Origin of the sequence: Lepagella muris, from assembly GCF_004793975.1 — a bacterium.
GTDB lineage: Bacteria > Bacteroidota > Bacteroidia > Bacteroidales > Muribaculaceae > Lepagella > Lepagella muris.
The window spans coordinates 224,092-242,057 of record NZ_SRYB01000001.1 but is presented as its reverse complement, the minus strand read 5'-3'; the positions used below and the strand labels follow the sequence as shown (position 1 = coordinate 242,057).

Genomic DNA, 17,966 nt, shown 5'->3' with positions numbered 1-17,966 from the left:
TTACCAGACTTTATACGGAACAAAATGCGGTGTTATGTTATGATGTGTATCAGAATCAGCCGACTCTTCGGCCGCAATATGTCTAATTTCCTGCAAAATTACGAAATTTCTTTGAATTATCGCCTGTCAGCTGCCAATGTCAGTAGCGTGTCAATAGCGATGTCATTCCATTCCGTAGTTTCGCATCTTATAGGAGAGGGTCTTGCGGTCTATCCCCAATAGCTTGGCTGCTTGGGCTTTGATGCCTTGTGCCTGTATCATGGCATCCTCTATTCGCCGTCGTTCTTCATTTTCATCCCGAAGCAGAAGTGTCTCTTTCATTATCGGGGTTGCCTGACAGATTGTGAGGTCATTGGCATTGATTACCGGACCTTTGACGTTCTGAGCAGCGAGAAGAACAGCCACTTTCAATTCACGGATGTTGCCGGGCCAGCTATGCTGTCTAAGCAGCTTTATTGTAGAGGCTGACAAGCGTTTGGGCGGCTCTCCCTTATCAGTCGCATAGCCCTGAAGGTAATAGTCAGCGATAATCGGAATATCTTCCTTCAGGTGACGCAACGGTGGCACATTGATGTCAAGTTGCCGCAGATAGTAGAACAGGGTCGGACGGAACGTCTTTTCCCTGACCATCTCAAGCAGTTCCGGTTCTGCGGTGCAGATAACACGAACATCGGGATGTTCCTCCGAAAGAATATGCAGTAGCACCGATTGTTTCTCGAAGTCAAGCAGATGCACGTTCTTGATGATTATCGTGCCTCCATTCGTGTCATTGAAGTAACCCTTTATCCGATTGTAAGTCTTGCTTCTCCCGGATTCCGGGTTATCTTTTCCAACGAGAGCCGCACTACCTGCTTCCAGTTCTTTGAGTGCATTGCCGAATCTGTTACTCTGTCGATAAATCTCCAGGGCAATCATCTCTTTCCCCATTCCGCTCTCGCCGACAATCACGACATTGACATCGGTGGCTGCAATCTGCCGGATAGTCCTTTCTATCTCACAGAACTCCTTGCTCTGACGATGAATCAAACCACCTTTTGCGAAGATTACATCCTCGACATCCCGCACATACTTCTTCATCAGCTCCGGAAGTCGCTTGTCGATAGCCGCTCGTTGGACAACCGCCACCGCACCATGGTCTTCCATTACATCTGTTGCATCCGTATCGCCGAGACGCTCCACTATGGCTATCACCGGGAAATTTTTATTCTCAGTTTTGAGCCAGTTAACTAACTCTCTGGCAGTGCCGCCGCTGAACCTCAGTCCAGCGACGATGACTGCGCCGGGTGGCAGCTTCATCACCTCTTCCTTTGCAGCCTCCATACTTTCAACTGCAATCGGCTCATAGCCGGATTTGACAAGCAAGCCCGCCATGAGCCGACGGTCGGATTCGGAGGCTTCAACGATTAAAACTTTGTTCATATTAAAAAGATTGTATGAATAACCGGGCACTATGGATGATAATTAAAAATCAAACCTTCATGCCCGGGTATGACATATACCGGATTTACATTCATGTAGCTATTACCTTTTCTTCCAAAGTTTTGTCATGTCTTCAAGCGATTTCCCCTTGGTCTCCGGTACGAGCTTATAAACAAATATCGCGGCAATAATACAGATAGCACTATACATGGCATATACAAAACAATGTCCGAATTTATCACCCATATCGCCCATACTCATGTTGTAGAGGGGCACGAAGGTTGAAGAAACAATGAAGTTGAATATCCACTGGAAAGCTACCGCTATTGCTACAGCTGCAGAACGAATGGTATTTGGAAAAATTTCGGATATAAGCACCCAGCATATAGGCCCCCACGAGAACATGAATGATGCCGAATACACCATAATGGATATTACCGGTAGAAGCGGTGATACTGAATAAATATTGGACAGAGCCACACCGATTGCACCAATAGCCATTCCGAGCGAACCCCATATCAGAAGTGGTTTTCTTCCGAGGCGCTCTACTGTAAACACAGCTACAAGAGTAAATGCAATGTTCACTATACCCATGATAACCGTCTGTACCATCGGGTTTCCCATACCCATCGAATCGAAAATACGGGGAGCATAGTATAATACTGCATTTATACCGACCGCCTGTTGGAAAACCGACAGCATAACTCCTACGAATATCACCATGATACCGAATGAGAACAGTTTTTCGGTCTTTACCTCAACCGTTGACTTTATTGCATCAAGAATCTCTGTAGCAACTTTTCTACCGTTAATACGGCTGAGGATGACGAGAGCCTTATTGTCTTTGCCGATTAGTGCGAGATAGCGGGGCGATTCGGGCACGAAGCAGACGAGAATGGTAAATATCGCAGCAACAATGGCTTCCGACCCGAACATATATCTCCAGCCGGTATGAATAGTCCACATATCTGAAGAAGGATGAACGGAATAGAGTGTTTCACCAACTTTTTCTATAATGGGATTTGTGTGTTCGCCCAAAATCATAAAGTTGACAAAATACACAACGAGCTGGCCGAAGATTATGGCGAACTGGTTCCATGAAACCAGTTCGCCACGCATTCTTGATGGTGCTATCTCCGCTATATACATCGGACAAATGGCTGATGCCAGACCGACTCCGACTCCACCTATTACTCGGTAAATGTTGAAAGCTACAAGAAGCTCGACAGAAGGCTCTCCATAAGTAAAGAAAAAGAATTCGGGATAATAAGAACCTAAAGCTGAAACGAGAAACAGGATTCCTGCAAATATCAGGCTCGGCTTACGCCCGAAACGAGAGGCGACAAAGCCTGAGACTGCGCTTCCTATAATACAACCTAAAAGTGCGCTGGATGATGTTATACCATGGATTGTGTCGCTGTAGATAAAGTCCTTGGCTCCGAGAAAAAATGCCTGAAGCCCTTTCTCTGCACCTGAAATGACCGCTGTGTCATAGCCGAACAACAGTCCTCCAAGAACTGCAACAGCAACTATCGAGAAAAGATAAAGTTTATTTACATTATTATTGTTCATGGGAAAAGATTTTAATTAAAAGGCCGTGGGTAAAGCTGTAAGCTTACGCCCCACGGCTCCTTTTCGACCTAAATAATACCAATCTTAAACCTTAATTACACCTAATATATTAACAGTACATGTTGACTATTGCTTCGTAAAGCTCCTGCTTGCCCGATGTGGCTGCAGGCTCGGGCTGGGTCTTGGCGTAGTCGACAAGCTCCTCAAGTGTCATCTGGCCTTCCTCGAATTCCTTGCCCTTGCCGCCGTCAAACGATGCGTAACGCTCGGCAAGCATCTTCTTGTAGGGGGATTTCTCCAGAACCTCAGCGGCACAGAGCAGGGCACGAGCCATAGCGTCCATGCCGGCGATATGGGCGATGAAGATGTCTTCGAGATCGGTGCTGTTGCGACGGGTTTTTGCATCGAAGTTTGTACCCCCGTTACCGAGACCTCCATTGCGGATAATCTGCATCAAGGCCTGTGTAAGCTCATAGTTGTCGATGGGGAACTGGTCGGTATCCCAGCCGTTCTGATAGTCGCCACGGTTGGCGTCGATACTGCCGAGCATACCGTTGTCAACAGCTACGGCGAGTTCATGCTCGAAGGTGTGGCCGGCGAGGGTGGCGTGATTTACCTCGATGTTCACCTTGAAGTCTTTGTCGAGTCCATGGGCTTTGAGGAAGCCGATTACAGTCTCGGTGTCGACGTCATACTGGTGCTTTGAAGGTTCCATTGGTTTCGGTTCAATGAGGAAGGTACCGGTGAATCCCTTGCCGCGGGCATAGTCACGGGCCATCGTGAGCATTGTGGCAAGATGCTCTTTTTCACGCTTCTGGTCGGTGTTGAGTAGGCTCATATAGCCTTCGCGTCCGCCCCAGAACACGTAGTTCTGACCGCCAAGTGCGATTGTAGCGTCGATAGCGTTCTTAATCTGTACGCAAGCCCGGGCAACAACATCAAATTCCGGGTTTGTGGCTGCGCCGTTCATGTAGCGGGCATTGCCGAATACATTGGCTGTTCCCCACAGATTTTTGATGCCGGTTTCAGCCATCAGACCCTTGAGATACTCGGTGATTTCCTTCATGCGACCTTCGTATTCCTCGATGTTGTCGAGGTCACCGATGAGGTCAGTATCATGGAAGCAGAAGTATTCGATACCGAGTTTCTGCATGATCTCAAAGCCAGCGTCGGCTTTTTGTTTTGCTACGGTCATTGCGTCAGGGCCTTCGTTCCAGGGGAATTTCTTGGTGCCGCCGCCAAACTGGTCACCGCCTTCGGCGCACAGTGTGTGCCACCAGGCCATGGCGAACTTGAGCCATTCTTTCATTGGTTTGCCCAGAACTATGCGCTCTGCGTCGTAGTAGCGGTAAGCCATTGGGTTGTAGCTCTCTGTACCCTCGAATTTGATTTTTCCGATATTAGGAAAATATTCCTTCTTTGTCATTTTTATGTTAGTTTTTGAGTTCTTTTTCTAAATAATTTTTCCACTTTTCGTATGCTTCAATATAAGGGGTGCGGTCTTTGGCCGGATTGACAACCTCGATGGTTTTCAATGTGCCGAATGCCTCATTGTTGTCTTTATAAATTCCGGCACCCATACCGGCACCTTTGGCCGCTCCCATTGCTCCGTCTGTATCGATCAGGTCGATAGTCGCACCGGATACCGATGCAAGCGTCGCGCGAAAAACGGGGCTTAGGAACATATTTGCATGGCCGGCATGTATGCGCTTGATTTCAAGACCTATCTGCTTCATAATCTCCATGCCGTAGTAGAATGAAAAGACGATGCCTTCCTGGGCGGCGCGGATTATGTGATTGCAGTTGTGGATATTGAAATTAACACCATACAGAGAGCATCCGACCTCGCGGTTGTGAAGCACTCGTTCGGCACCATTACCGAAAGGAAGTATCGTCACACCCTCAGAACCTACCGGTACTTTCTCGGCAAGGAGATTCATCTCGGCATATGATATGCCTTCGGGTGCGACATTATTCTTAATCCATGAATTGAGTATGCCTGTGCCATTGATGCAGGTCATAACTCCAATTCGGGGACTATCGGCAGTGTGGTTGACATGGGCGAAATTGTTGACGCGAGACAGGGAGTCGTAATCTACAGTGCCATTGATGCCATAAACGACGCCGGATGTTCCGGCAGTAGAAGCAATCTCACCGGGATTAAACACGTTGAGCGAAAGGGCATTGTTAGGTTGGTCACCCGCACGGTAAGTAACGGGAATGCCTGCAACGAGTCCAAGTTCGGCGGCTGCACGTTCTGTTACGCGGCCTTGCTCAGAGAAATTAGGCTTTATTTCAGGTAACAACGCCTTGTTAAATCCGAAATAGTCAAGCAGAAACTGAGCAGGAGCATTTGTTTTGAAGTCCCAAAGCATCATTTCGGATAAGCCGGACAAAGTAGTGCAGACTTCGCCTGTGAGTTTCATCGCGATATAGTCGCCCGGCAACATTATCTTATAAATGCGCTCGTACAGGTCAGGCTCGTTCTCCTTTATCCACTTTAATTTAGAAGCGGTGAAATTACCGGGTGAATTAAGCAGATGAGGAAGGCATGAATCTGCGCCCAACTCATTCATGGCTTTTTCGCCGAAAGGAACACCGCGGGAGTCACACCATATAATCGAATCCCTGATTACACGATGCTCCTTGTCAATTGCCACAAGTCCGTGCATCTGATAACTGATGCCGATTGCGGCTATTTCCTTTGGTGAAATATGAGCCGAAGAAAGAATGGACGCTGTTGCATTGCGCAGATACTCCCACCAGCTTTCCGGATTCTGTTCAGCCCAGCCTTGTTTAAGAGCCTTTATCGGGGCCTCCGTCTTCGGATAGAAATCAGAGGCAATGCAGTTCCCGGTCGAGACGTCCACAATAGCCGCCTTTACCGAAGAACTTCCTATGTCATATCCTAAAAGATACATATGAATTTAATTTTTCAGCAAAATTACTTCGCTTGTCAAGCGTAGATTCAATACTTTGTTTCAAAGTCTTTATACAATGTAATATAGATGACTCAAAGTCTTTATAGAATGTATCAGCAATATTATTCAGAGCTGTCATTTCCACTGATTGTCAATATTTTGCCTTCAGAATCATGTGTCAGTTCGCAAACTTTGAGACTGCGAAGCCATGATCTGCCTCCGGAGGGTACACTGTCGTGATGAAACAGATACCATCGTCCGTCATATTCCACAATACAGTGGTGTGTGGTCCAGCCGACAACAGGTGTTAGGATAATCCCTTTAAATGTAAATGGCCCATACGGGTTGTCTCCGACAGCGTAACATATCATGTGGCTATCACCGGTTGAATATGAGAAATAATATTTACTATTATATTTGTGTACCCACGAAGCTTCAAAAAAACGATATGGATTATCGGCTTTTAGTGGGTTACCGCATTCGTCGAGAATTACAATTGGTTGTGGTTCTTCAGCGAACTGCGTCATATCGGCTGACAGTCTGACACAACGGCTTGGCAGAGCTACGTTATTGCCTTCTGGCAAACGAGGAGATTCAAGAGCTTTGTTATCGGCGTATCGCTGCAGTTGCCCGCCCCAGATTCCGCCAAAGTATAGATAGTATTCGCCGTTTTCATGTAATACACATACATCAATTGAGTAACTGCCGCGTATCGGATCAGGAAGCGCATGGAATGGACCTTCTGGTCGGTCTGCAGTAGCAACGCCAATACGAAAAATATCGTTTTTATCTTTAAGGGGAAAATATAGATAGTATTTACCATTTTTCTCAGCGCAGTCACAGTCCCAGAGCTGCCGTCCAGCCCATGGAATATCTGCTATATCCAAAGCATTACCATGGTCTGTAACTTTACCGGTCATGGGATTTCCATCAATTGATAGGACATGCATATCTTTCATGACATACTGGTCGCCATTGTCGTTTTCAACGTTTTCACAATCGCGGTCGTGCGATGGATAAATGTACAGCCGCCCATTGAACAAATGCACACTCGGGTCAGCCATATAATCGCGAGGGAAAAGATATCTCTTTTCAGGATTAATCGTTTTCATCTGTTATTGTTGATTTCTTTGCTAAATGCTTCTTTAAGATTATAATTGCGATCAAAAGCAAGGGGGTAATCAGTGCGACCTACCATCGGGAAGTCATTCCGCCAAGACAAGCCATCACTTACACCCCATAAGGTCACTCGCGAAATAATGTCGGAATGACGACGAAACATATTAAGACATTCTGTAATACGGTTGTTCCACAGTTTATAGACATTTTCCGGCAAGGCATTGGGATAAGGGTTTAAGGAGTCGATTTTCTCAGCTGTAGAACCCACATCTGCGCCCTCGTGTATTGTAGGTAATGCACTCATATCCCACTCGGTTATCATGACATTCACACTTGTTTTACCGAACTCTATAATAGACTTTTCAAATTCGTCCATATCAGGATAGTCGATACCCATATGTGCCTGCATACCAATACCGTCAATACGTAATCCACGCTGCTGCAATTCCTTGATAATTGATATATATCTATCTCTTTTACCCGGTTTTGCCATGGAGAAATCATTGAGGTACAATTCTGCTTCGGGATCTGCTTCATGCGCAAACTGGAAAGCGAGTGGAATGTATTCTTCACCTAAAATTTCATAGAATGGACTTTGGCGATATGAACCATCGTCAAGGATTGCCTCATTTACTACATCCCAGCCTTTGATTTTACCTCTATATCTACCCATTACGGTTGTGATATAATTTTTCATACGCTCTTTGAGGACATCCGGTGTAACATAATTTCCGAACGAATCAATGAGGAACCATTTTGCCAGCTGCGTATGCCACACAAGTGTGTGACCAATGATAACCATATTGTTAGTCAAACCGTATTCAACAAAAGCATCGGCATCATCCCAATTATATGTACCTTCGGCCGGATTGATTTCTTCACTTTTCATACAGTTTTCTGCGACAATACAATTAAAATGCCGGGTAATGACGGAGTCTGATTTAGATTCAAATCCCTGAACTTGTCGAGTGGATATCGCAGCTCCAATGAGGAAATCATTTTTGAAGTGCTCTTTCATTGTAGCTGCGGGCTGATGACCGGTACAAGCCGAGACAAGTAATGCCGAAGTGAGAAGCGTTAAATATACTCTTATCATAAATATACTTATTTATTGTTGTGTCTTTTTTCTATTTGGTTGTTGATATTGTCAATTACGTCATCTTCAAGCTCATAATGGGAGATAATAAACATTGCAAGCAAAAGTAAGATGACAGGAATTACCGCAACGAGCCACAGAATACCTTGTTGTGCAAATGAAGTTTGCTCCGTCATTTCCTTATCAAAGCCAACAAAAGCAAGGACAAGCCCAGGAACAACTCCGCCAAGAGCCATTCCCGCCTTATAGAATATTCCTGTCAAAGCATTCACGATCCCCGATATGCGTCGCCCGTGGATATATTCTCCGTAGGAAATGACCTCAGGAACAAGTGCCCACATATATCCAGTAGCTACTATTATACCGGTGGATTTGATAAACTGGGCAACATATACTATACACATCTGTTCTTTTAGAAATTGAATCATAGAGACGGCATAAAGAAGTCCCATTCCGATAATAGCTGTGGTAAGAAATATGTAGAACATTCCTTTTTTCCCGACCAAGCGTTTGATTGCAGGAATCAAGGGCATAAATATAAAAGCCGGAATTGATCCGAGGCCCATGAACACCGAAAGTTCTGTGGCTGAGCCATGCAGATTGTAATTGATGTAGTAGGCTCCTGCTGAATTACTGATTGCCATCAGTCCGAAAGCAGTAATAAAGAAAAATGCAAGTATACGCAACGGACGATTATGAACAAATTCAAGCCATAAATCAGATACTTTTACATTCTTCGTTTCATTTCTATCCATTACAACCCGCTCGCGGCATTGTGTAAAACAGAACATCAGCAAGCCTAATCCTATGAGGCCATATATTGCCATCGTATACAGCCATGCACTATCGTTGACAGACAGATCCATTGTTTCGGTCGGATCGAACATTTTCAATACAATCGGCAAGCCCATTCCAACTGCAAGTCCGCCGAGATTTGCCATGAACATGCGTACTGATGTGAGTTTTGTGATTTCAGCCGTATCTCGTGTCAGCGAAGCGTTCAGGGCTCCATAAGGAACATTTACAAGTGTATAACACATGGATAAGCCGACATAAGTCAGATATGCGTAGAGCAGTGACCCTGAAAAGCCGTTCCAGAAACATAAAATCGCGAAACCGGTCAACGGGACACCACCTAAAACAAGATATGCGCGATACTTACCCATTTTGGGATTGTGTTTGTCGACAAATGTGCCAACAATAGGATCCCATATGACATCAACTATTCTTACTATCAGGAACATTATAGCCGCCACAGCAGGATTGAGCCCGTAAACATTGGTGTAAAAGAACAAAAGATACATGCTTACAGTTTGATATATAAGGTTTTGAGCAAGGTCTCCTGCCCCAAAACCAATACACTGTAAAATAGACAGCTTATAGAATCCTTTTGATCTGGACATAAAAGAGTGTAAATGTTTGTAATAGGGTGAGTCATACAGATTTATCATTTCTGTATGACTCACCCTTTCGATTGGTAATTATCTATCGTAATAAATTATTTTCTCAGTTTTTGAGCCTTTTCGCTTGATGTAGAAGTGTCCATTACTCGGATTCAACACACGGTTGCCCATGAGGTTATAGTATATGGTTTCACTACTATCGAAAGTATCAACAATTACATTATCCACACCCGAAGATAATGGCATCATATACAGTCGAAAGTTGTCTATTTTAAACCATGTGTCATATGGTGCACCATCAGTTGCCACTCCTATACAATATTTGGTATTGTTTGTGTCGTTGGCGAATTTCAATTCGAGGGTTTGCATTGGAAAGTTGTCACTCGTTCCTGGGTCTGTAATCTGATCCTTGAAATATGCTACATTATCATTAGCAAAAAGTCGTTGATTACCTACTCGGCACTCTCCGTTCTCTTTGTTTGAAGCGTGCATGTCAACGGTCAGTATATATTTCCCGATAGGAAGAATGACATCCTGATAGATTTTTGCCGTTAAGTCATTTCTCCAATCCCATACTCCGAAGATGTGGGTGCCATCGGTAGCCTCAGGGTCGCGCCATCCGCCACCGATATTGACGCCACTCCAGGTTGTTGAGGCATCAACAGTCCAACCTTCGGTGTCATTGATCTCGAAACTCGGATTGTAGATGTAATCATTGGTCACATCAGCATATTCGGGTTCTTCGGGATCATCTTCGTCAAGAACAATTGATATTTCGTTTCCATCATATTCAACCTGTGCATTGTACATCATAGTGTGTAAATCACCAAATCCACGGAGCATAGATACTTTGCAGATATTGAATTTGCGAGTCTGTATCATACCGGGGAAATTGCCATTTCGAGCTCCTATGGTCAATGTGCGATTGGCATCGTCCCATGTGAACTCTATCTCGCTGTAAAGCCCCTTTTCATATCCATATCCATCATACTCATCTTCATAGAGAACAAACGAACCGTCGGCACCTGGATATACACGGATTTCAAGCTCATCCCATTTTTTCTCAGTACTGTACTGAACGTCCGGACCCCAAGGTACAATTGAACCGGCTTTGACATATAGAGGTATTATATCAACTGCTGCAGGTGTGGCTACTGATTTGCCGCCTTCATAGCTTTTTCCTGTCCAGAAGTTTATCCACTTATGCCCAGCCGGGAGATATACGTTACGGCGTGTAGTTCTGTCGGTAATTACTGGAGCAACCAGGAAACTTTCGCCAAACATATATTCATCCTTGATATCGTAGCCGTTGCGGTCGTCACTAAAGGCCAAAGGAAGAGACTGCATGAAAGTGCGATCTTTAGAGCAAATCTGCCATGCCGTGCTGTAGAGATAAGGGAGAAGGCGATAGCGCAGCTTAACGTACTTCAAAATGTTATCATAATCGCCTAAGCCATCGTTTTCTTCACCGAATTGATATATCTCGCGTGGAGTGCCGTCCCCATGAAAGCGCATCATAGGCGTAAAGCAAGCAAACTGAGTCCATCGAATATAGAGTCGTCTCCAATCGGGATTGTTTATACCACCCTCATAATCTCCGACATAAAATGCACCTATATCGCTGTTCCAATATGGGATACCGGTTGCTGATAAGTTGCATGCAGCCGGAATTTGATTGGCCAGTGTCCACCAGTTGGCTGTAATATCTCCGCTCCATGTGTTGGCGCCATATCGCTGTTGACTGGCAAAAGCCGAGCGAGTCAGAATCGAAGCACGCTTACCTGAGAGAGAGTTGTCGCCAAGTGCTTCTGCTGCCCTGTGATTGTCATGCACTCCACTCACGGTTGCCAGCGGGAATGCATTGCGAAGAGAGCGCCATGTGCGTCCGTCACCGGTAACGAAGTCAAAATCAGACTCGCCCTCCATTGGTGAATAGTCCGGCTCGGTACAGTCAAGCCAGTATGCATCAATACCTTTTGATGCAAGACCGTTATAAAGATGTTTCCAATATATATCCCTGGCTTCCTTACTATAGACATCGTAGGGCTGAACACCGCACCCCCATGGGAATGAGTATGCCGACATAAGCATATTCTTGGCTTTTAACTCTTTAAAGGGAGCTGTAGCCGGGGCAAAGTTCGCCCAAACAGAAATCATCAGTTTTGTATTGTTGGCATGTACGTAGTCTATCATTTCCTGATAGTTCGAAAATGAGGGATTGAGGAATTCCATTGCATTCCACTGTTCATTGCCGCCCCAATATTGCCAGTCTTGAACAATACAATCTAAGGGAACTTTAAGGCTGCGGTATTTCTTTACAACTTCCATTACCTCATTTGCGCTGCAGTAACGTTGCTTGCTCTGATAAAGGCCAAAATTCCATAAAGCCGGCATCGGACTCGTGCCTGTAAGATAGCGCATCAATGACAAAACCTCATCACTGTTATCGCCCACCATGACATAATAGTCGATTTCAGTTCCTACTGAAGTAAAACTCGTAGAAACATTGTTGTCTGAAAATGTTGTAGATGAGTAATTATCCCAGAACAATGAGTAATTTTTGCTTGATTGGAAATATGGTATGCAGACCTTCATATTGGATTGCTCAAGGAAATGTGTCTGACCGCGCTGATTGAGCGTTCCGTTTTGAATCTGACCCATACCGAAGATATATTCATCAGGATCAAGTTTGAAGTGGTTGGATATGTTATAGCTGTCGAATGTGCCGTCTTTAGTCTCTGAGAATGAGGATGGAAAATCTTTTTCGGCAATAACAACTGAGCCATCGGCCCGATATATTGAAAACGACATTTTGTCCATAGCATATTTCACTGTCAGTTTATTTCCAGTGGCAGTCAGCTCATTCCCATTTTGTACGACATCTATGTCCACGCTTTCGGCGGGCATAGCGACTACTGACAGAGATTTCTTGTCGATATCTTCTATTTTAGATTTATAGATACGCACGATATCGTCTGAATAAAATATAAGGCGCAGATATTCGTCATTCCATCGAGCCAGGATGCCGTTGGCTGTTTTTTCATAGCTGACTTTGGCATTTGAGCGGATGTATTCTTCAATCAATCCGGGAAGACTTTCATAAAAAGGATAAAGAGATTGATAATCGCCGGCATTCAAATTCCGGAGAATATTTTCCGCCTTCTCTATTTCCTGCTCTAGAGCTGAACCCTCTTTGGGATTCAGACCGTTTGCCTTTTCGAGACTCTTCTCAACGATTGCCCTTATTTCAGACGTCATGCTTTGGGCCGTATAACCAAGCTGTGACAGCAGTTCGGGAAAATCAATAGCTACCTTATACACATTGTAGTATGAGACACCGTAGATTGTTGCAGTAGTACCCTCGACAGGAGTAAGACCGACGGCATTAATATAACCTGCACCATTGGCTGAAATATATACATGCTCGTTGGCAAACAGATTGCTTGACCATGAAAAGTCCTCCTTGACATTCCAAAGCATCACGGTCTTGCCGTCCTTCTCAATCACATAATTCGGGTTATGAAACGGATTGCTGTATAGTCCGTTCCAAAACCACATTTTGCTTTTTTCGGAATCAGCACTGACGTTTGAACCGGTAATGACCATCCAATTGCAATCATTGTTGATATAATAGGCATTGTCCTTGGCCCGGTTCATTTCAAAGGCTACATTGTTTTCTCCGGGCAGCGCGTTGATGGTAAATGAATTGGCATTATCATTATAGGAGAAAGCCGACTGTGGCGCGCGATTATCATCGGTCGAGACATAGTCCCGGCAATTGTATGTGTATGGAATCTGTCCGAATCCCACATGGTATGAAGTCAGTGCCGATAAAAGCAAAATAACAATCTGGATTCTGTGACCAATATCTGTTAACATGGCTATATTTTTAGGTAATAAGGTACTAAAAGACCCGAACCATAAGTATAAATACATATGAGCCGGGTCTTCTAATTTCGAAATTTATTTGCGAATAGCTACTTTCTTGCCATTAATGATATAGAGACCGGCGGGTAGATTGCCTAGTTCGCCTTTATCATTAGTATCAAGTATTTTGATACCCATCATGGTGTAAACTGTCCAATGTTCGGGTTCTTCAACTTCTATTTCAGAAATAGAGGTTGTGGTTGATTTTTTTGAAATCTTAACGTTGGTGAGATATAATGTACCGACATATTCGCCAAGATTAAACACGATACGTCCGTTGAACTCACCGCTACGTGCCTCGGCCTGACATGTCCCTGAGACACTTACGCTTTCCCACTGGTCGGATATATTAAAGCGGCTGAAATCGCCACAGCCGGCCCAAGTATCGGCATTCTGCATGGAGGCCAAAATATTTTGTGCAGGATTGCCTTTGACATCGAAAGTCATGACATATTCAACACCGCTTTCCAAGGGAAGATCCATTGCAATTTGAGCGGCATAATATTCTCCGGCTGTGGTATGTGTGAATTTGAGGCACGGTTTATCATCTTCTGTAACATTCTCAAATGTTGTGTTGTCGCCCCAACCGCCGAAGGTCTTGCCGTTGCCGGTGTAAAACGAAGCTACAAGATTTGGATCTTCAGGTTCAGCAGGAGTTTCTACATGGGTTACTTTGATCCATGCTATTTCGTATGTGCCTACAAATTCGGACTGAAAAAGCAGGAATGCATCGTCAATGTTAAATTGAGAAGTGACTTTTGATGAAATTTCCTGCCAATCGGCCGAATCATTTACCTTGAACTCTCCGTTGTTGTCCTGTCCCCATGAGCCCAGATTATAGCTGAGATTTCCTGAGAAGCCTTTGATTTTAGCTGTTATGGTATATCTTACATCCTTAGCTATCTTGATGTGCTCAATCGGATGGTACTGCAATTCCCAGAAAGGTTTTTGCTGGCTGTTTGTCACAACGAGTGCCCCGTTTTCCAGTTTAAGCTCAAGATTTTTGCTATGATAAGGGACAACAGTTGCTGTAGAGAAATCAACGTATGCATCCTCTACAACCTCACCATTGGGATCATCTGCTTCGCGTGTGATTTTGACTGATTCAATCCAATAGGGAGTAGTGTAGTTGCCCGACTGGAAGGTGAGGTGACAGCCAGACGCCGTTACTGTCGAGGTGACAGTCCTTGATACTGTCTGCCAATCAGAGGTTTCCTCAAAATTGAGCTCGCCACCGAATGAAGCATCCCATGAACCGATACTGATGGGAAGATTGCCTGTGAAGCCTTTCACTTTGGCGGTGATGGTGTAGTCTACTCCATCCTCAAGGTCGAAGCCATCAAGAACGAAATACTGGACATCCCAGAAGTTGAGATCGGCCGTTGTGTTATTGATGTAGAGAGCACCGTCCTGTATCACAGGGGTCACATGATCGGAGTGATACATATCGTAAGACTCCGTCTTGCTGAAGTCGATTTCGGCGACCACAGCTTCGGCTGCATTAATGGCCTGAATTGAAAGGGCCATTGCAGCGACAGTCAATAATGATTTTGTCATAAAAATTGATTTAGTTAGTGATTATGATTATTTATTTGAGGTTGCATATAGACCTACAGTAGTGCCTGTAAATCCACCTGCAGCTCTTGAAGACGTTAGAAGTGCTGTGATGTTCTTTGCCAACCAATCCCAGCTATTTCCATTGTCAAATGAATAATAGAAATCATACGATGTGCCGTTTGACACTATTTTAAGGTCTATATAATCATTGTTCTCCGGTAGTGAAAGTACGGCTACATTACGTTCACCATCGGGAGATACTTCTGTAAGGAATAGCGATTTCTGGTTATTGACCAGTCCTTTGGCAAAAAAATACTGATGTTTTTCATCTTTATAGATGAGAAGACCGGCAGCTTCATTTCCACTACGTGAATTGAACCCCATACGGGTGCTTACCTCATAGCTGTGGTGCTGTACACGGCGCCCTAAATATGACGGCGCGTCCTTCGACTTAACATTGATTGACTGGCAGTCAAGAGCAAGATAACCTGGTACACGAGTGAGCGAATAGTAACCGGTGATATCGCGTCGCAGAGACATCCATGTGAAATCAAGTTTTTCCTCGTCAAAAGTATAATGACGCTCGAAGTTGCCGAAAGTCGGGTTCTCGCCAACGGTAACACCAGGTATATTGAGAATTTTAGGGATAGGCTTTATCTCACCCGTCATGAACGGCCAGCCATCTTCAGTCCACTCGACAGGATACATGAATGTTTCGCGGCCGAGGTTCTCAAAGTAATTTTGATTGACCGGTCTGCGACCAAGGAAGAAACCCCACCATTGTCCGTCAGGCCCCTCGATAATATCGGCATGACCGGCTTCAGAGATAGGATATTCCCTGTCCCAAGGCACCATGCGTTGAGTTAGAATAGGATTTTTATCGTAAGCCACATAGGGGCCGAATGGTGCGGGGCTTTTATATACGACTTCACTGTGCCAGTCACCCGAACCGCCTTCTGCAGTAATAAGGTAGTACTTGCCTTTGATTTTATAAAGATGTGGACCTTCACACCATATTGGATTCTCACTCGGACGGCTGCCCTTATTGACAATGATTTTACGGTCTCCGACGGTACGGTCAGTTTCTGTATCATATTCAATGATTCGTACTGTGTGATGACCTCCATATTCTTCCTTGTTGTCAGGAGCCTCTGCACATACAACAATATAGGCCTTGCCATCATCATCGAAAAGCAACGATGGGTCTATGCCATAGACATTGTCAAGATAGATGGGATCACTCCATTCTCCAGCAGGATCCTTGGCTTTAACCAGAAAACAGCCTTTGCCAATATTACATGTTATCATGTAATACGTATCATTGTGCGGATTATAGTCGATAGCTGGGGCATATATGCCGCCACTGGTATCCTGCCCGATAATATTGTCCAACTGTGAATCTCTTGATATGATATTGTTGATCTGCTTCCAGTTTACAAGATCTCGGCTATGAAACAAAGGTACCCCGGGGAAATATGCAAACGACGAGGCTATAAGGTAGTAATCGCCCTTCCCGTTACTACATACCGACGGGTCGGGATAACATCCCGGAAGCACCGGATTTAGGAAATCTCCGGCACCAAGACTCAGATTGTCGAAGCATGCATCGTGCCCTTTGTAATTGAAATAGTCAAACAACGCAGTTCCTTCTTGCAGCTGTGGCCCTTGTTGCGTTGTCGGGCCGGGTTCCGGCACTATTTGATTTTGCTCGCTATCGCTGCAACTGCACAATAGCGAGGAAATCAAGACCCATGATATTGATTTATTCATCTCGGCTTGTATTTGTTTAATTTGGTGTAAATTAATATCTTGAATATTATCTTCTGATGGCTATTTTCTTTCCGTTTACGATGTAAAAACCGGGATTGAGATTATATATTTCTGACTCATCATCGCTATCAAGCACCTTGACTCCAAGAATATTGTAAACCGTCCAATGATTGACAGGCTGACTGGCAACCACATTGTCGACTGACGCCAGCGAGGGATCTTTGGTGATAAAATTCCATTCGAAATTTTTGAAATACATGGTGCATGGCTCAATAATCGTAGACAGATTTAGCGCAAGAACATTGAACCCGTCAGCCTCGGTCGGAACAACTTCCGTAACGATATATTGTTTCCATTCATCTGTGACATTTATCTCGTTTCCTGCAATGTAGGAATACACATAATTGTCTGGTCCGTCATTGGCATGTATTAAGATTGAACGGGGTGATGAGCTTTTTACCTGACAGGAGAACTGATACTTGTAACCGGCTTTCAGTGGCATGTGCGACATGATGCAAAGCTGTGTTTCCCAGGGCCACCCATCCACGGTACGTTCTGGCACGTCTATGACCATTTCTCCATTATTGATGAAGCTATGCTGCCGTTCACCGTCTATTTTAAGACAGAAGCTTGACTCATCATCGGTTGCGAGATTACCGTTCACAATCAACGGAATAACATATTCATCACCTGAGATTGCCTCTACATAAGTTATTGCGACATACGCGATTGAATATGGCGATGTATAGTGGCCGGTTTGGAAATTGAGATGTGCGTTGCTTGCATCAATTGTTGACTTTAGCTTTTTGGATACCGTCTGCCAGTCGTTGGAATCAGAGAAATTCAAATCACCACCAAAGGTCGCATCCCACGTTCCGATATTGAACGGCAAATTTCCATGATATCCTTTGACCTTGGCCGTAACGGTGTATTCAACACCATTGACAACCGGGAAATTGTCAAGAACAAAATACTGAAGATCCCAGAAATTAGCTTCAGTCGTATTGTTGATGTACAACGCGCCATTCTGGATCACAGGAGTTGCCGGACCAATATTCCACATTGAATAAGATCCCACACTACTGAAGTCGATTTCAGAGACAGTAACCGTCTCTTCTGCTTTGACTGATAATATTGTCAAAGAGATGATTATTAATGCAATGATTTTTCTCATATTTATGG

Annotated in this window: 11 protein-coding genes; all 11 read right to left on the bottom strand. The window is 44.5% G+C overall.

Going from position 1 to position 17,966, the window contains the following annotated elements; all coding sequences use genetic code 11:
• Positions 1-162: 162 nt before the first annotated feature.
• Positions 163-1,419 (bottom strand): sigma-54-dependent transcriptional regulator, encoded by a 1,257-nt coding sequence (locus tag E5331_RS01295; protein ID WP_135984353.1) that lies wholly within the window; start codon positions 1,417-1,419, stop codon positions 163-165.
• Between the two features lie 102 nt (positions 1,420-1,521).
• Complete coding sequence (xylE, locus tag E5331_RS01290) at positions 1,522-2,991, bottom strand: D-xylose transporter XylE (RefSeq protein ID WP_135984351.1); 1,470 nt, start codon at positions 2,989-2,991, stop codon at positions 1,522-1,524.
• Positions 2,992-3,100: 109 nt separating this feature from the next.
• The gene (gene xylA, locus E5331_RS01285) at positions 3,101-4,417 is read right to left on the bottom strand and encodes a xylose isomerase (protein ID WP_135984349.1); all 1,317 of its coding nucleotides are present in this window, start codon (positions 4,415-4,417) and stop codon (positions 3,101-3,103) included.
• 7 nt (positions 4,418-4,424) lie between these two features.
• The gene (locus tag E5331_RS01280; RefSeq protein ID WP_135984347.1) at positions 4,425-5,912 is read right to left on the bottom strand and encodes a xylulokinase; all 1,488 of its coding nucleotides are present in this window, start codon (positions 5,910-5,912) and stop codon (positions 4,425-4,427) included.
• Positions 5,913-6,034: 122 nt separating this feature from the next.
• On the bottom strand, positions 6,035-7,015 hold the full coding sequence (locus E5331_RS01275) for a glycoside hydrolase family 43 protein (protein ID WP_135984389.1): 981 nt from the start codon (positions 7,013-7,015) through the stop codon (positions 6,035-6,037).
• 5 nt (positions 7,016-7,020) lie between these two features.
• The gene (locus E5331_RS01270) at positions 7,021-8,127 is read right to left on the bottom strand and encodes an endo-1,4-beta-xylanase (protein WP_135984345.1); all 1,107 of its coding nucleotides are present in this window, start codon (positions 8,125-8,127) and stop codon (positions 7,021-7,023) included.
• 8 nt (positions 8,128-8,135) lie between these two features.
• Complete coding sequence (locus E5331_RS01265; protein WP_135984343.1) at positions 8,136-9,530, bottom strand: MFS transporter; 1,395 nt, start codon at positions 9,528-9,530, stop codon at positions 8,136-8,138.
• Between the two features lie 78 nt (positions 9,531-9,608).
• Positions 9,609-13,409, bottom strand: coding sequence for a glycoside hydrolase family 31 protein (locus tag E5331_RS01260; RefSeq protein ID WP_168355103.1), 3,801 nt, complete (start codon positions 13,407-13,409; stop codon positions 9,609-9,611).
• 84 nt (positions 13,410-13,493) lie between these two features.
• Positions 13,494-15,014, bottom strand: a complete 1,521-nt coding sequence (locus E5331_RS01255; RefSeq protein ID WP_135984340.1) for a hypothetical protein — start codon at positions 15,012-15,014, stop codon at positions 13,494-13,496.
• Between the two features lie 27 nt (positions 15,015-15,041).
• Positions 15,042-16,784, bottom strand: a complete 1,743-nt coding sequence (locus E5331_RS01250; RefSeq protein WP_135984338.1) for a glycoside hydrolase family 43 protein — start codon at positions 16,782-16,784, stop codon at positions 15,042-15,044.
• Between the two features lie 46 nt (positions 16,785-16,830).
• Positions 16,831-17,958: a carbohydrate binding domain-containing protein gene (locus E5331_RS01245; protein ID WP_135984336.1), complete on the bottom strand. Its 1,128-nt coding sequence runs from the start codon at positions 17,956-17,958 to the stop codon at positions 16,831-16,833.
• Positions 17,959-17,966 lie beyond the last annotated feature (8 nt).

Bases quoted from the DNA above. Each gene is read 5' to 3' on its own strand.
- E5331_RS01295 (WP_135984353.1), bottom strand. From the start codon at position 1,419: ATGAACAAAGTTTTAATCGTTGAAGCCTCCGAATCCGACCGTCGGCTC.
- xylE (WP_135984351.1), bottom strand. From the start codon at position 2,991: ATGAACAATAATAATGTAAATAAACTTTATCTTTTCTCGATAGTTGCT.
- xylA (WP_135984349.1), bottom strand. From the start codon at position 4,417: ATGACAAAGAAGGAATATTTTCCTAATATCGGAAAAATCAAATTCGAG.
- E5331_RS01280 (WP_135984347.1), bottom strand. From the start codon at position 5,912: ATGTATCTTTTAGGATATGACATAGGAAGTTCTTCGGTAAAGGCGGCT.
- E5331_RS01270 (WP_135984345.1), bottom strand. From the start codon at position 8,127: ATGATAAGAGTATATTTAACGCTTCTCACTTCGGCATTACTTGTCTCG.
- E5331_RS01265 (WP_135984343.1), bottom strand. From the start codon at position 9,530: ATGTCCAGATCAAAAGGATTCTATAAGCTGTCTATTTTACAGTGTATT.
- E5331_RS01260 (WP_168355103.1), bottom strand. From the start codon at position 13,409: ATGTTAACAGATATTGGTCACAGAATCCAGATTGTTATTTTGCTTTTA.
- E5331_RS01255 (WP_135984340.1), bottom strand. From the start codon at position 15,014: ATGACAAAATCATTATTGACTGTCGCTGCAATGGCCCTTTCAATTCAG.
- E5331_RS01250 (WP_135984338.1), bottom strand. From the start codon at position 16,784: ATGAATAAATCAATATCATGGGTCTTGATTTCCTCGCTATTGTGCAGT.
- E5331_RS01245 (WP_135984336.1), bottom strand. From the start codon at position 17,958: ATGAGAAAAATCATTGCATTAATAATCATCTCTTTGACAATATTATCA.